The 13,668-nt window shown below is 51.0% G+C and carries 15 protein-coding genes; 6 read left to right on the top strand and 9 right to left on the bottom strand.

Annotation, left to right across the window (positions count from 1 at the left end; all coding sequences use genetic code 11):
• Nucleotides 1–5: 5 nt before the first annotated feature.
• Together lspA and lgt are read left to right on the top strand one after the other, a co-directional pair.
• Complete coding sequence (gene lspA, locus HZB31_11075; GenBank protein MBI5848469.1) at nt 6–455, top strand: signal peptidase II; 450 nt, start codon at nt 6–8, stop codon at nt 453–455.
• Nucleotides 455–1,216: a prolipoprotein diacylglyceryl transferase gene (gene lgt / locus HZB31_11070; GenBank protein MBI5848468.1), complete on the top strand. Its 762-nt coding sequence runs from the start codon at nt 455–457 to the stop codon at nt 1,214–1,216. The genes lspA and lgt overlap by 1 nt, the downstream gene beginning before the upstream one ends.
• Before the next feature lies 1 nt (nt 1,217).
• On the opposite strand, the gene tsaD is transcribed toward lgt, so the two are convergent.
• The 7 genes from tsaD to HZB31_11035 all read right to left on the bottom strand — a co-directional run bounded on the left by tsaD (nt 1,218) and on the right by HZB31_11035 (nt 9,631).
• The gene (gene tsaD, locus HZB31_11065; GenBank protein MBI5848467.1) at nt 1,218–2,228 is read right to left on the bottom strand and encodes a tRNA (adenosine(37)-N6)-threonylcarbamoyltransferase complex transferase subunit TsaD; all 1,011 of its coding nucleotides are present in this window, start codon (nt 2,226–2,228) and stop codon (nt 1,218–1,220) included.
• Nucleotides 2,229–2,304: 76 nt separating this feature from the next.
• Nucleotides 2,305–2,964, bottom strand: coding sequence for an outer membrane lipoprotein carrier protein LolA (locus HZB31_11060; GenBank protein ID MBI5848466.1), 660 nt, complete (start codon nt 2,962–2,964; stop codon nt 2,305–2,307).
• Nucleotides 2,961–5,057, bottom strand: a complete 2,097-nt coding sequence (locus HZB31_11055; protein MBI5848465.1) for a DNA translocase FtsK 4TM domain-containing protein — start codon at nt 5,055–5,057, stop codon at nt 2,961–2,963. Before HZB31_11055 ends, HZB31_11060 begins: the two co-directional genes overlap by 4 nt.
• Nucleotides 5,042–5,809, bottom strand: coding sequence for an undecaprenyl-diphosphatase UppP (gene uppP, locus HZB31_11050; protein MBI5848464.1), 768 nt, complete (start codon nt 5,807–5,809; stop codon nt 5,042–5,044). Before uppP ends, HZB31_11055 begins: the two co-directional genes overlap by 16 nt.
• A 43-nt stretch (nt 5,810–5,852) precedes the next feature.
• On the bottom strand, nt 5,853–7,508 hold the full coding sequence (locus tag HZB31_11045) for a ribonuclease J (GenBank protein ID MBI5848463.1): 1,656 nt from the start codon (nt 7,506–7,508) through the stop codon (nt 5,853–5,855).
• 5 nt (nt 7,509–7,513) lie between these two features.
• On the bottom strand, nt 7,514–8,422 hold the full coding sequence (gene argF / locus HZB31_11040; GenBank protein MBI5848462.1) for an ornithine carbamoyltransferase: 909 nt from the start codon (nt 8,420–8,422) through the stop codon (nt 7,514–7,516).
• A 9-nt stretch (nt 8,423–8,431) separates the two neighbouring features.
• The gene (locus HZB31_11035; GenBank protein ID MBI5848461.1) at nt 8,432–9,631 is read right to left on the bottom strand and encodes an acetylornithine transaminase; all 1,200 of its coding nucleotides are present in this window, start codon (nt 9,629–9,631) and stop codon (nt 8,432–8,434) included.
• 83 nt (nt 9,632–9,714) lie between these two features.
• Between HZB31_11035 and HZB31_11030 the strand changes: the two genes are divergently transcribed.
• Entirely contained in the window at nt 9,715–10,491 is a 777-nt protein-coding gene (locus tag HZB31_11030) for an AAA family ATPase (protein ID MBI5848460.1), read from the top strand.
• On the top strand, nt 10,484–11,053 hold the full coding sequence (locus HZB31_11025) for a 5-formyltetrahydrofolate cyclo-ligase (GenBank protein MBI5848459.1): 570 nt from the start codon (nt 10,484–10,486) through the stop codon (nt 11,051–11,053). Before HZB31_11030 ends, HZB31_11025 begins: the two co-directional genes overlap by 8 nt.
• A gap of 103 nt (nt 11,054–11,156) precedes the next feature.
• On the opposite strand, the gene HZB31_11020 is transcribed toward HZB31_11025, so the two are convergent.
• Together HZB31_11020 and HZB31_11015 are read right to left on the bottom strand one after the other, a co-directional pair.
• Entirely contained in the window at nt 11,157–11,549 is a 393-nt protein-coding gene (locus HZB31_11020) for a hypothetical protein (GenBank protein ID MBI5848458.1), read from the bottom strand.
• 159 nt (nt 11,550–11,708) lie between these two features.
• A complete protein-coding gene (locus tag HZB31_11015; protein ID MBI5848457.1) occupies nt 11,709–12,080 on the bottom strand; it encodes a pyridoxamine 5'-phosphate oxidase family protein in 372 nt (123 codons plus the stop codon).
• Nucleotides 12,081–12,327: 247 nt separating this feature from the next.
• On the opposite strand from HZB31_11015, the gene HZB31_11010 reads away from it, so the two are divergent.
• Complete coding sequence (locus HZB31_11010; protein MBI5848456.1) at nt 12,328–13,056, top strand: ABC transporter ATP-binding protein; 729 nt, start codon at nt 12,328–12,330, stop codon at nt 13,054–13,056.
• The coding region (locus tag HZB31_11005) for an ABC transporter permease (GenBank protein ID MBI5848455.1) at nt 13,019–13,668 on the top strand (650 nt) is incomplete at its 3' end. The genes HZB31_11010 and HZB31_11005, both read left to right, overlap by 38 nt.

The raw sequence follows: 13,668 nt of genomic DNA, 5'->3' as shown, positions 1-13,668 counted from the left end.
AGGCAATGAAAAAAAGAATTGTGCTTTCCTTAATCATCGCCTTGGCTGTTATCGTCCTTGACCAGATAACAAAATATCTTGCCAGGACTCATATCGGAGCATACGAAAGTATAGAGCTCCTGCCTCTGCTGAATCTGGTCAATGTGCAGAACCGGGGTGCTGCCTTTGGCATGTTCAAGAGCTTCGGAAACATCTTTTTCATCTGCATCTCTGTTGCTGCGATTATCTTCATGTCATGGGTCATTATAAAGGACAAGGAAGACCACCGCATCTTTGCTCTGCTTGCAGGGGGTGCTGCGGGAAACCTTATTGACCGGCTTACCCTCGGGTACGTTGTTGATTTTGTTGACATCGCCGTTGCCGGGCATCACTGGCCTGCTTTCAATGTGGCTGATTCCGCCCTTTCTGTCGGTATGGTCTTTATGGCGATCAGTATCCTCGGAAAAAAGAGATAATGTTTCCTGTCCTTATCAAAATAGGCCCTCTTACGATCCATACCTACGGCTTTATGATTGCTTCGGCCTTTCTGCTTGGCTTGTTGCTTGCCCTCAGACAGGCGGCGCGGGAAGGGTTGCCAAAGGATAAGATCACTGATCTTGGTTTCTATGCGCTCTTTTCAGGCATTATCGGTGCTCGGATCCTGTTCATCGCAACAAACTGGCCCCATTTTGCCGAACATCCTGTTGACATGATAAAGATATGGGAGGGCGGGCTTGTCTTTTACGGCGGAGTCATCTTCGCCCTGCCTACGGTCATCATCTATGTAAAGAGACAGGGGCTCAAGCTCTGGCAGACTATTGATGTATGGGCTCCGTCTATTGCAATCGGCCATGCATTAGGCAGGCTGGGCTGTTTCTGTGCCGGTTGCTGTTATGGAAAGCCTGCTGACCTTCCCTGGGCAGTCACCTTCAGCAATCCCGAGTCTCTTGCGATCCTTGGTGTGCCTCTTCATCCGACCCAGCTCTATGAATCCGCTGCAGAACTGCTGAACTTTGCCATCCTTATCCTGATCAGAAAGAAGAAGACATTCCATGGCCAGGTCTTCTGGATGTATGTCCTGAACTATTCTATCATCAGGGCGCTTATCGAACTTTTCAGGGGAGATATCGAAAGAGGTTTTGTGATGCCAGGCATTTCGACCTCACAGGGCATCAGCATTGTTATGTTCACCACTGCTGTGGCGTTTCTCGTCAGGTTGAAGCGAAACAAAATCTGATTTACAGCGACAGGTAGGCCTTGGGATTGAGGTCAAGGCCGGCTGACTCGTTTTTCAGAAAACGGTGATAGCCTGCAGCTGCGATCATGGCAGCATTGTCTGTGCAGAGCGCAACCGATGGTATAAACACTTCAACATTATTTTTCTTCCCCATCTCGGTCATTTTCTGTCTGAGGCCGCTGTTTGCAGATACACCGCCTGAAAGGGTAACCCTTCGAATCCCTGTCTTACTGACCGCCCATTCGGTCTTTCTGACGAGCACATCCAGAACCGCTGCCTGAAAAGAGGCCGCAATGTCAGGGAGACGCGATGGGGCTGTGCTGAGGGCCGGATCAGAAGGCAAGCCTTTGACATGCTGGAGCACTGCTGTTTTTAACCCGCTGAAACTGAAATCAAGGGTATCAGGGAGATAGGCCCTCGGAAAAGAGACAGCCTTGGGATTTCCCTCCCTGGCCAGACTGTCGATAATCGGGCCGCCCGGATAGCCCAGTCCGAGGAGTTTTGAGACCTTGTCATAGGCCTCACCTGCTGCGTCATCGCGGGTCTTTCCCATTACGGTATATCTTCCATAGTCTTCTGCAAGGTAAAGGCTGGTATGGCCGCCGGAAACGACAAGGGAAATAAACGGAAATTCAGGGGCCTGCTCTTCAAGAAACGGAGACAGCAGATGGCCTTCGAGATGGTTGACACCGACGAGAGGAATATTTTTTCCGTAGCTTATCGCTTTTGCGAAAGAGCAGCCCACGAGGAGAGAACCGATGAGGCCGGGGCCGTGGCAGACGGCCAATGCTGAAAGATCCGGAAGCGCAAAGCCTGCCTGATTCAGCGCCTCTTCAACAACCGGCAGGATCATCTCGATATGTCGCCGTGAGGCGAGCTCAGGCACAATGCCGCCATATTTGGTATGAATATCGGACTGGCTCGAAACGATATTGGAAATGATCTTTCTGCCGTCCTGAACAACCGCTGCAGAAGTGTCATCACAAGAGGTATCTATGCCGAGGATCAGCATGGTCCGAAATTATTTCTGCATGGGGCGCAGTATTGCCGTAATCGGCTTACGGCGAATATGCGTTATCGTTTCAATTTCAAGAAGGCTGTTCAAAGACATTTACCTCTTTAGGCAGATGCAGGTCAAAGAGCGAATCTTTGATTCCGGTATTGATCCTGACATCATTCAGTTCGATCTCGACTGTGTTACGGCCATCCCTGATCGTGAAGGACCTGATCGGGAAACCGGTATCAGAGAGGTGCAGGGTAATCGATATGATCCCGGCCATAGGTTTCTTTGGCTTCAGCGTAAGGACTTTCTCTGTGCCGGTGACCACGAACTCTTCCCTGATATTTCCCATGCCGGTAAGAAGCACAACCGGCGATTGTCCGTAGGTTTCCTTGTTGAACTTTGAACGGTATGCCTGGTTGTCGCCTTTCTTATAGATAAGGACCGTATCATTGTTTATCAGCAGGTCCTGGCTGGCCTTGCCCTTGTAGGCCCATTTCATTCTGAGCGGTCTCTTGACGAAAAAGTCTCCGGTGTATGTGTCTGTCTTGTTCAGGTCTTTGATCACATTTTTCTGAACGAAAACGCCTTTCATGTCCTTTATGTCCTCATACGCCCTCTGGATGCGGACAACTGCGTCGTCAGTGCCAGCCCCCAGAGAGACGGCAGGGGAAAGGGCTGCCAGTGAACCCAAGATTAGGACTAGGCATATTGTCGGAAAGCGATATAACAACTGACTCTTATTCATAGTGGCCTCCTGAGGAAATCGCGGGGTTTGCCTGCGCCTTTTGGCGGGCCGACAAGGCCGTCGTCCCCCATCAGTTCCATGATACGTGCCGCCTTGTTGTACCCGATCTTGAACTTTCTCTGGATCGATGAGATCGATACCTGTCCGACAGACTCCGCGAAATCGCATGCCTTGTAATACATCTCATCCCGTTCGTCAGAATCCCCTTCAGAAGAAGCGGGTGACTCAACAGGGATCTGCTCATAGATCGAGTAGTCAGGCGAGCCCTGCGGCTTTATAAAGGCGGTGACCTGATGGATCTCGTCTTCGGTCACCAGCGCACCGTGCACACGCTTGATACCCTGGCCTGAGAGCATAAGGAGCATGTCGCCCTTGTCGAGGAGCTGCTCAGCGCCCATGGTGTCAAGAATCGTCCTTGAATCGATCTTTGTTGTTACCTTAAACGATATCCTTGACGGCAGGTTTGCCTTGATAATGCCGGTGATAACGTCAACGGAGGGCCTCTGGGTGCCGATGATCAGATGTATGCCTGCCGCTCTTGCCATCTGCGCCAGCCTTGTTATGGAATCTTCGACTTCACGGGACGATGCGAACATGAGGTCGGCAAGTTCATCGATAAAGATGACGATAAAGGGCATCTGCTCATCCTCTGTCGCAACCTTGTTGTATCCATCTATATTCCGTGCGCCTTTTTCTGCAAGCAGCCGGTATCTCCGCTCCATCTCAAAGACCATCTTTCTCAATGCCTCTGCCGCCTGCTTGGGGTTTGTGATGACCGGCGAGATGAGATGAGGAATGTCGTCATACATCGAAAGCTCAATCAGTTTTGGATCGATCATCAGCATCTTTACCTCGCGCGGCGAAGCCTTGAAGAGGATGCTCATGATCATGGAGTTTACGGAAACACTCTTGCCTGCACCGGTCTGACCCGCCACAAGAAGATGCGGCATTTTGGTGAGGTCTGCGATGACCGTCTCCCCGGCAATATCCCTGCCCAGGGCAAGGGTAAGTTTGGATGGACTCTTCTGAAAGCGGTCAGATCCTATAATGCTCCGCAAAGAAACGATCTCCCGCTTCTTGTTCGGCACTTCGATGCCGATCGTGTTTTCCCCTGCCAATGGTGATATTCTGATGCTCTGGGCCTTCAGCGCCAGTGACAGGTCGTCGGCAAGCGATACGACCTTGTTGATCTTGACGCCAGGAGCCGGCTCGAATTTGTAGAGCGTGATCACCGGCCCGGGCTGAACATGCGTAATCTCTCCCTCGACATCGAAGTTAGCGAGCTTGGCCTTAATCAGTTCCCTATTTGTCTTTAATTCCTCATTGGATGGCCGTGCAGCTGACGTATCATATTCTGCAAGCAGCTCAAAGGTCGGAAGGATATAGCCATCCTTTGTTTTTATGGGCTTCTGGAGCGGCCGTGTCCTCTGCTTGGGCTCGGGTTCGGATCCTTCATCGGGCTCTATTGAATGCAGCTGCTCAATGATTTCGGGCTGCATATCGTCTTCCGGTTCTGTTATCAGGATGTCATCCTGCAGGATACCCTTCTCCGGTTTTTTCTTTTGCTCCTCCCCGACTTTGCGGGCAAAAAGTGAAGGGCTGATGGCTACCGGAAGCAAGAGGATAAGTGAAGAGAAGAAGCAGGAGAGTCCAAACAGGTAGGCGCCAAGCATCGATAGATAATGCTCAAGCAGGCCGGCGGTCAACGATCCTATAATGCCTCCGGGGTTGTTTTCTGTCGTAACATGGAAGGTCCTGAGTACAAGCGATGAAAGGAAAGAGACGGAGAATATGAGAAGGAGTGTCCCAAGCAGGTAGACCCTCCTTTTTGCTCTGCTCATCAGCCTTCTGACGCCATAGACTACAAGCGCAGCTGGTACCAGATAAGCGGCAAAACCGATGAAGGAGATAAGCAGGTCAGAGATATAGGCTCCGATTACTCCACCGTAATTTTTCGTGGCTGTTTTCGTATAGGTGAAGAGCGATGAGTCCCACCTGGTGAAACTGAAGAGGCTTAGGCCAATGTAAAGGCTGGACAGGATCGATATGACCCCGAGGATCTCCTCTTTTATCCTGCCTAGGTTCTTAGCCATATCCCTGCAATGATAACAACGGCAAGCCCGAACCGGTAATAGGCAAAGAGATTCAGCGGGTGTTTCTTCAGGAAGTTAAGAAGGAACGTTATGGCTGCAAATCCGGAAACTGCTGCGGCAATAAAACCGATCAGAAAAAGAGACATGTTATGGTCAGCACCTGTCTTAAGAAGTTTGCGTGCATGAAGCAGCGTTGCACCGGCAATGATAGGCGTCGAAAGCAGAAATGAGAAGCGCGCTGAAGCCTCGCGTTCAAGTCCGCGAAACAACCCGGCTGATATGGTTATGCCCGAGCGGGAGACCCCGGGGATGAGGGCGACAGCCTGTGCAAGACCGATTATCAGTGCATCGGTAAAGTCAATACTGGCAACGGTCCGTGTCTTGCCCATTTTCTCTGCCAGCAGCATAACGCCGCCAAAGACGACGAGCGATGCCGCAATAAGAGAAGGCCTCCTGAGGGCGTGCTCGACAAGATCTCCCAGCAGAACGCCTGCAATGCCTGCCGGGACTGATGCTATTACGATCAGCATGAAAAGTTTCTGTCTCCTGAGGAGCAGGTCGATCCAGTCTTTCCAGAAGCACAGGACAAGAGAAAGCAGCGTCCCTGCATGAAGTGCAACGTCAAAGGTGAGTGAATCGAGTTCTCCGCTCCAGCGGAAGAACCAGGGGAAAAGGATAAGATGGGCAGTGCTGCTGACGGGCAGAAACTCGGTCAGACCCTGCACAATCCCTAAAATCAAGGCTTCTATCATGATGTTGATTATACCAGATTTGGCGGGTTGCTATCCTGAACCACTACACTTCAAATACAAGCGGCATGATCATGGGCTTGCGGTCCATGGTGTTTCTGAGGTATTTCTTAAGAACGCTTCTGATCTTTGCCTCAACAATGGCCTTGTCTGCAATGAGTTCAGGAGTCATCCCGGAAAGGGTCAGATACACAAGCTCCTTTACATCATTGAGCACATCCTGTGACGCATCTTCAAAGATAAATCCCCGTGAAATGATATCAGGACCGGATACGACGCTGCCGGTCAATTTCTCGATCGTGATGATAACGATCACGATGCCGTCATGGGCCAGCCGTCGTCTGTCCCGGAGCACCATGTCTTCGACATCACCCACGCCCTTGCCGTCCACGAAGATGCGGCCTGTGGCGACCTTGCCTGCCTTGCGCGTCTCGTCCTCCGAGACCTCGAGCACATCGCCGTTTTCGAGGTTGAAGATGTTTTCCTTCGGGATGCCGATCTTCTCTGCAAGCCTGGCATGGTAGAATTTGTGCCGGTACTCACCGTGCACCGGCATGAAATATTTCGGTCTTACCAGGTTCAGCATCAACTTAAGCTCCTCTTTTGATGCATGGCCTGAGACATGGATCTCCGATACCTTTTCATAAATGACATTTGCGCCCCGCCGGAAAAGGTAGTTGATGATCCGGCCAATCGCACGCTCATTTCCGGGAATTACCTTTGCGGAAAGTATCACGATGTCGTTTTCTTTGATCTTTATCTGCTTATGTTCGTCTGTCGCGATCCTTGAGAGCACACTCATAGGCTCACCCTGGCTCCCGGTGGTCATGATCACGACCTCGCTGTCATTGAGGTTCTTCAGGTCTTCCAGTTTCAGCCAGGTTTCAGACGGTATGCTGAGATACCCCAGATCAAGCGCTATCTGGGCATTTGCCACCATGCTTCTGCCGGTAAGAATGACCTTTCTGCCAAACATGACCGCAACATCGATCACCTGCTGTATCCTGTGTATATTCGATGCAAACGTTGAAATGATGATCCTTCCCTTTGCATCGGAAAAGATATCCTCAAAGGCCCTGCGCACTTCTTTTTCAGAGAAGGTGAAGCCGCCGCGTTCCGCGTTGGTGCTGTCTGAAAGGAGCAGCAGCGTGCCGTTTTCGCCATACTCTGCGAATTTGTGAAAGTCCATGAGTTTGCCGTCAACAGGGGTCGGATCGAGCTTGAAGTCTCCGGTATGCACGATGAGACCTGCAGGTGTCTTTATCCCATACGCAACACCGTCAACAATACTGTGGGTCACCCGTATCGGTTCGAGCGTGAACGCTCCGGCCTCAATGATGTCCCGGGGGTTAACCGTGATAAGCTGGATATCATCCATCTTGTGTTCTTTCAGTTTTTCTCTGACGAGACCGATCGTAAGCGGTGTGCCATATACCGGAACGTTTATTTCCTTGAGCAGAAAAGGAAGAGCGCCGACATGGTCTTCATGCCCGTGGGTAAGAAATATCCCTCTTACCTTGTCTCTGTTTTCGAGCACATAGGTGAAGTCAGGGATGACGAAATCAACGCCTAACATGTCCTCTGTCGGGAACATAAGACCGGCGTCGATGACGATCATATCTTCACCGTATTCCATGACCGTCATATTAAGGCCGATCTCTTCGAGACCGCCAAGTGCGATGACTGAGAGGACGTTATCCATGAAGATTAATGTACGAGCAGCATCTCAAGAAGTGCCTTCTGCGTATGCAGGCGGTTTTCTGCCTGATCAAAGACAACACTCTGGGGCCCGTCTATCACCTCGTCCGTTATCTCTTCTCCGCGATGGGCCGGCAGACAGTGAAGAACGAGAGCATCTTTCTTTGCGCAGGAGAGGAGCGTTGTATTTATCTGATATCCCTTAAACTTCATCTTTTTATGCGTAGCCTCTTGTTCCTGTCCCATGCTTACCCAGACATCAGTGTACACGGCATCAGCCATACCCGCAGCCTCCCGGGGATCCCTGAGCACGAGAATCTCGCTTTTTGCCTGTGCACGCGAAGTTTCCAGTATCTCGCTGTGGGGTTCAAAACCCTCAGGACAGGCGATTGTCAGATGAAAGCCCAGGACCGCAGCCGCTTCGATCAGGGAGTTGCAGACATTGTTGCCGTCGCCGATATAGGCGACCTTCAGCCCTTCGATCCTGCCTTTCTTTTCGAGCAGGGTCATCACATCAGCAAGCGCCTGGCAGGGATGATGCAAATCGCTTAGGCCGTTGATCACCGGTATGGTGCTGTTTGCTGCAAGGGTCTCGATGGTGGCATGAGACAAGGTCCTCATCATGAAGGCATTCAGATACCGCGATATCGTCCTGGCTGTATCCGCGATCGTCTCACCCCTGCCAAGTTGGAGTTCCTCAGGATTCATGCAGATGGCATTGCCGCCAAGCTGATAGATACCTGCCTCAAAGGAGAGCCGGGTTCGTGTTGAGGGCTTCTCAAAGAAGAGTCCGATATTCTTGCCGATCAGCGGGCAGGCACCTGCATCTTTGCCGGCCTTGAGCGCAACAGCGCGGTTCACTACCGATTCTATTTCAGATTTTGTCAGGTCCGATATTTTCAGGATATCTTTATTCATGATTCTCCCTTAGGCCAATGAGTCAAACACCTGCTCGAGTACGTCGGCAAGGTGGTCGATATCTTTTTCCGTGACGATGAGCGGTGGCATGAACCGCAGTACATTGCCTGCAGTGCAGTTAATCAGCACACCCCGGTCAATGCATGCTTTCACAATAGGCGCGCAGTCCCGAAACAGTTCCATGGCAATAAGCAGACCCATACCCCGCACCTCTGAAATCGTTTCAGGAAAGTCTTTTTGCAGTGCTTCAAGTTTCTTTTTGAAATACTTGCCCATTCTCCGGCACTGGTCCAGGACGAAGCCGTCTTCCAGCAGAACCTCAAGGGTTGTGATCGCGGCAGTGCATGCCAGGGGATTGCCGCCAAAGGTGGAGGCATGTGTCCCGGGCTGAAAAGCAGCCGCAACCTCATCAGTGGCCAGCATGGCTCCGATCGGAAAGCCCCCGCCCAGACCCTTCGCAATGGTTATGATATCGGGCGTAATACCGAAATGTTCGTAACCAAAAAGCTTGCCTGTCCTGCCGATACCGGTCTGGACCTCATCAAGGATCAGAAGCACGTTGTTATCGTCGCAGAGCTTTCTCACCTGTTTAAAGTAATCGGCATCAGGAATCCGGACTCCGCTCTCTCCCTGGACAGGTTCCAGCAAAATAGCACAGGTCTCATTTGTTATTGCACTCCTGAGGTCTTCGATATCATTGAAGGCTGCATGTTTGATGCCGGGAAGCAGCGGATCAAAGCCGATCTTGAACTTGTCCTGCCCGGTTGCCGTCAGCGTCGCCATGGTTCTGCCATGAAAGGAGTTATGTGCCGCGATTATCTCAAACTTGTTCTGGCCAAGGTGTTCCTTGAAATATCTCCGGCTGAGCTTGATTGCAGCCTCATTGGCCTCGGCTCCCGAGTTGCAGAAAAAGACCTTATCGGCAAAGGAATGCTCAACAAGCAGTTTTGCGAGCCGTATTTGTGGTTCGATATGATAGAAATTCGAAACGTGAATAAGGCGCTGCGCCTGTTTTTGTATGGCGACAACGACCTTGGGATGGCAATGTCCAAGACAGTTTGTGGCAATACCTCCCACAAAATCAAGATACTCCTTGCCGTCCCAGTCCCATACTTTCAGTCCCCGGCCTTTTTTCAAAACAATCGGAAACCGGTTGTACGTATGCATGAGATACAGCTCGGACTCTTCGATAAGTTTCTTTGTTTCCATCCGAAATAATACTTCATAACTCTTTGAAAAATCAAGCAAAAATGGCTTTGACAGCAGATTTTACGTAATGGTAGAATCAGGTCATGAAAATTGCAGTTACCGGAAAAGGCGGCGTAGGCAAGACAACCCTTTCTTCTATTCTGAGTTATCTTTTTGCAGCAGAAGGCAATAAAGTGATTGCTGTTGATGCAGACCCCGATGCAAATCTTGCTTCTGCTCTTGGCGTCTCCCGGTCGGATGCGGAAAAGATTGTGCCGATCGCCAACATGAATGAATTGATCGAGGAACGCACCGGATCTAAGCCCGGCAGCCCGGGCATCTACAAGCTCAACCCGAAAGTCGACGATCTTCCCGAAGGAGTTGGTTACAAGATCGACGGCATAACACTCCTTATTATGGGCAAGGGCAAGGCTGCTTCATCAGGCTGTTACTGCCCTGAGAATGTGCTTCTCCGCAGGCTTCTCCGCCACCTGGTAGTTGAAAGGAACGAAGTGGTGATTGTTGATATGGAGGCAGGCATTGAGCATCTGACGCGCGGCACGGCTGATTCTGTTGATGCCTTTATTGTCGTTATTGAGCCGGGACAGCGCAGCATCCAGACAGCTGGTGTTGTCCGTGATATGGCCAAGGGCCTGGGTGTAAAGAACGTCTTTGTTGTTGCCAACAAGATACGCGGACAGGATGATCTGGATTTTGTAAAAAAAGGAATCGGCACCATGGAGCTTGCCGGACATATCAGCTTCAGCCATGCGATCATGGAGGCTGATATCAAGGGCGACTCTCCCTTCAAATTCGCGCCTCAGACGGTTGAAGAGGTGAAGCAGATCAAGGCTGCGATCGAAACAGTATTGAATGCCTGAGAAGGCCTCTCTCAGAAAAGAGATCCTTGCAAAAAGAGACAGCATCCCTCCGGTAGTAAAAAAGATCAAGGACAAATCAATTCTGGAGCGTCTTTTTAGCCTCGATGAGGTCAAGACGGCAAAGACAATCTTCTTGTTCGCCTCTTTCAGGTCAGAGGTCGACACCTTCGGCATGATACAACGTGCGCTTGATGAGGGCAAAAGGGTTGTGCTTCCGAGAGTGGAAGGGCAGAACCTTGGGCTCTATGAAATCAAAAACCGTGATGAGCTAGTCCCCGGATACATGAAGATCCCTGAACCCTCTGTTCTGACTGATGACCGAAAATGCGGCATCAACGATGTCGCCGCGATTATCATACCAGGCGCTGCGTTTGACGAAACCGGTAATCGTATCGGGTATGGCGGCGGCTTTTACGACCGGCTGCTTGCCGAACTCCAGAAACCTGTGCCTGTAGTCGCTCCGACGTACGAAGAGCAGGTGATCGAGTCAGTGCCTACAGATGACCATGACAAGAAGGTGAGCATTATCGTTACTGACCGGCGGGAGATACGCTGCCTTTGATACTTTTTTCTCACGCAGAATTATCTGCCCTGACGATGTGACTGACAATACAAGTTAACGAAACTGGCCGGCTGTCAAATGTGTTGAATATCACGAGAAAAGCTCAGACTTTTTCATCACCCTTTTTTCTTTTAGCCGTTTTTCTAATGAGTAGGATACCGAGACTAACCGGAATCGGGGCAAAGATCCACCACATGACTACCTCAGCACCCCAGAGATTGCGACCGAAGTTTCTGAAGAAATAATCCAGAGATGCATCAACCGCCACACCGACGAAAATAGCAGCGTATGCAAGGAATACGAGCATAATTAATTTAGTGTTCTCGGGGGCCGTAAGTTCAAGTATTACACCCATAATGATAAAGGTAATGAAGGCAAGATAGAAGCCGTGGCTCAAGTGCAGGAATATTGAAATATTATTTATACCCACCATTGCGACTACACCAGCCAGGATAGCAATTACGAGGTTTGAATTTATTAGGCGATTATTAATCATTTTATGTATTTAGCAATATTGCGATACGAACTTTCAGTTTAAGCATCACCGATTACCAAAAGAAAGGCGCATCATTTGGGCAGGGCTTCACACGCAACATTAAATGAAATTTATCGGTCTTTATAGCGACCATTCAATCATTCTCCCCGAGAGTCTGCTTCACCAGGTTTGAGTGGCTGATTCGATTGTAACTGCCAGGGTGGCACGCAGCCAACTGAACTTTTCTTTCATGAAATCAAAATCAGGGCCGGTCGTCACGAACATTCCCGTTCCCTTGATCAGGAAACCGGCACCCGCTCCATGCAGGCCCTCAACCTTACTGCTTCCCAAGGTAATCAAAAGATTCGGATTGTGGGCAATGTTGGCCTCTGTTTTGTTCATGTAACCTGCGGGGATAAAAAGCCGTCCATCTGGAGATATTCTAAGGTAGCTATTCCACGTATTGACCATGTGGGGTCCATCAGGTCCCAGGGTGGCGATAGCAACAACTCCATCCTTCTTCATGATTTCCAGCAGTTTCTCCGGGATCATCGTGTATTCCTCCTGCTGCTTGATTTGTTATTCTGCCGAACGATTACTTTACGAACTTTCGGTCTGTCTCGTTTCTGGTATGAATATATCACAAAATTATGATTGCAGAGTAAAAACCTTCTGATCAACATGGCAGATTAAAGGATCATCGGGACCTTGAGTATCAGCATTGCCCCCATGCTGAAGACAGGTCTTCTGCGGTATACTGGTAGCGGAGAAAGCAACTATGGATCCACTGCAGCAAAAGATGCCGGGCACTGCGGACAAGCCGAAGGACGCCGTATTCATGACCAGGGCGCTCACAAAGGTCTATGAGATGGGGGCGGTGAAGGTCCATGCGCTGCGGGGCATTGATCTGGACCTGTTCGCCGGAGAACTGGTTGTGCTTTTAGGGCCTTCAGGCAGCGGCAAGTCCACGCTTCTGAACATATTAGGCGGACTCGACACGGCAACCGCAGGAAAGGTTACTTACCGGGACAGGGACCTTACGCGGGCAACGGAGAAGGAGCTGACCGAATACCGCAGGTTCCATGTCGGTTTTGTCTTCCAGTTCTATAACCTTATCCCGAGCCTTACAGCGCAGGAAAATGTGGCTGTAGTCACCGAGATCGCAAAAGATCCGATGAAGCCAGAAGATGCGCTTGCCGTGGTCAATCTCAGCGACAGGCTCGACCATTTCCCCTCACAGCTTTCAGGGGGTGAACAGCAGCGCGTTGCGATCGCGAGGGCCATATCGAAGAACCCTGAGGTGCTGCTCTGCGACGAACCGACCGGCGCACTGGATTCTGAAACCGGCGTGGTCGTGCTCGAGGCTCTTGAACAGGTGAACCGTCAACTCGGTACCACAACCGTAATCATTACGCACAATGTCGACATCGCAGATATGGCCGACCGCGTGATCCATCTCAGCAACGGTCTGATCAGCGATATCAAGACGAATGCAACGAAAAAACCGCCTCGCGAGCTGCACTGGTAACGGTGTGAAGGCGCTCGACCATAAGCTCTGGCGTGACCTCTGGAAGATGAAGGGCCAGGCCCTTGCCATTGCCCTGGTTATCGGCAGCGGCGTTGCCACCTTTGTGAGGCGGATCGGCACCATGCACTCGCTGAACATCACGCGGGACATATTCTATCGGGACTATGGTTTTGCCAGGGTCTTTGCTTCCCTGAAGCGGGCGCCGGAAAACGTGAAGCAGCGTATCAGCGAGATACCCGGTGTGGACCGTGTTGAGACGCGGGTGGTCGCTGACGTGAATCTCGATATCAAGGTTTTCCCTGAGCCGGTCACGGCCCGGCTCGTCTCGATACCGGACAGCGGCACGCCGCTCCTCAACAGGCTCTATATCCGGAGAGGCCGGATGGTCGATTCTTCGAGGGACAACGAGGTGATCGTGAGCGAGGCCTTTGCAGAGGCGCACGGTTTTTCGCCCGGTGACAGGATCGGTGCGGTCATCAACGGCAGGTGGAAGACCCTTGTCATTACCGGCCTTGCCCTCTCGCCGGAATTCGTATTGCAGACACGCCCCGGCGCGATCAGCCCTGACTACAAACGGTATGCAATACTCTGGATGGCACGGTCTCCTCTGGG

The sequence above is a fragment of the Nitrospirota bacterium genome, assembly GCA_016235245.1.
Taxonomy (GTDB): Bacteria; Nitrospirota; Thermodesulfovibrionia; order Thermodesulfovibrionales; family UBA6898; genus UBA6898.
The sequence above is the reverse complement of the archived record's forward strand: the minus strand, read 5'-3'. Positions and strand labels throughout refer to the sequence as shown.

Coding starts and splice junctions, on each gene's coding strand:
- HZB31_11010 (MBI5848456.1), top strand. CDS start 12,328: ATGCCGGGCACTGCGGACAAGCCGAAGGACGCCGTATTCATGACCAGG.
- HZB31_11025 (MBI5848459.1), top strand. CDS start 10,484: ATGCCTGAGAAGGCCTCTCTCAGAAAAGAGATCCTTGCAAAAAGAGAC.
- HZB31_11060 (MBI5848466.1), bottom strand. CDS start 2,964: ATGAATAAGAGTCAGTTGTTATATCGCTTTCCGACAATATGCCTAGTC.
- lspA (MBI5848469.1), top strand. CDS start 6: ATGAAAAAAAGAATTGTGCTTTCCTTAATCATCGCCTTGGCTGTTATC.
- HZB31_11020 (MBI5848458.1), bottom strand. CDS start 11,549: ATGATTAATAATCGCCTAATAAATTCAAACCTCGTAATTGCTATCCTG.
- uppP (MBI5848464.1), bottom strand. CDS start 5,809: ATGATAGAAGCCTTGATTTTAGGGATTGTGCAGGGTCTGACCGAGTTT.
- HZB31_11035 (MBI5848461.1), bottom strand. CDS start 9,631: ATGGAAACAAAGAAACTTATCGAAGAGTCCGAGCTGTATCTCATGCAT.
- HZB31_11015 (MBI5848457.1), bottom strand. CDS start 12,080: ATGATCCCGGAGAAACTGCTGGAAATCATGAAGAAGGATGGAGTTGTT.
- HZB31_11030 (MBI5848460.1), top strand. CDS start 9,715: ATGAAAATTGCAGTTACCGGAAAAGGCGGCGTAGGCAAGACAACCCTT.
- lgt (MBI5848468.1), top strand. CDS start 455: ATGTTTCCTGTCCTTATCAAAATAGGCCCTCTTACGATCCATACCTAC.
- tsaD (MBI5848467.1), bottom strand. CDS start 2,228: ATGCTGATCCTCGGCATAGATACCTCTTGTGATGACACTTCTGCAGCG.
- argF (MBI5848462.1), bottom strand. CDS start 8,422: ATGAATAAAGATATCCTGAAAATATCGGACCTGACAAAATCTGAAATA.
- HZB31_11055 (MBI5848465.1), bottom strand. CDS start 5,057: ATGGCTAAGAACCTAGGCAGGATAAAAGAGGAGATCCTCGGGGTCATA.
- HZB31_11045 (MBI5848463.1), bottom strand. CDS start 7,508: ATGGATAACGTCCTCTCAGTCATCGCACTTGGCGGTCTCGAAGAGATC.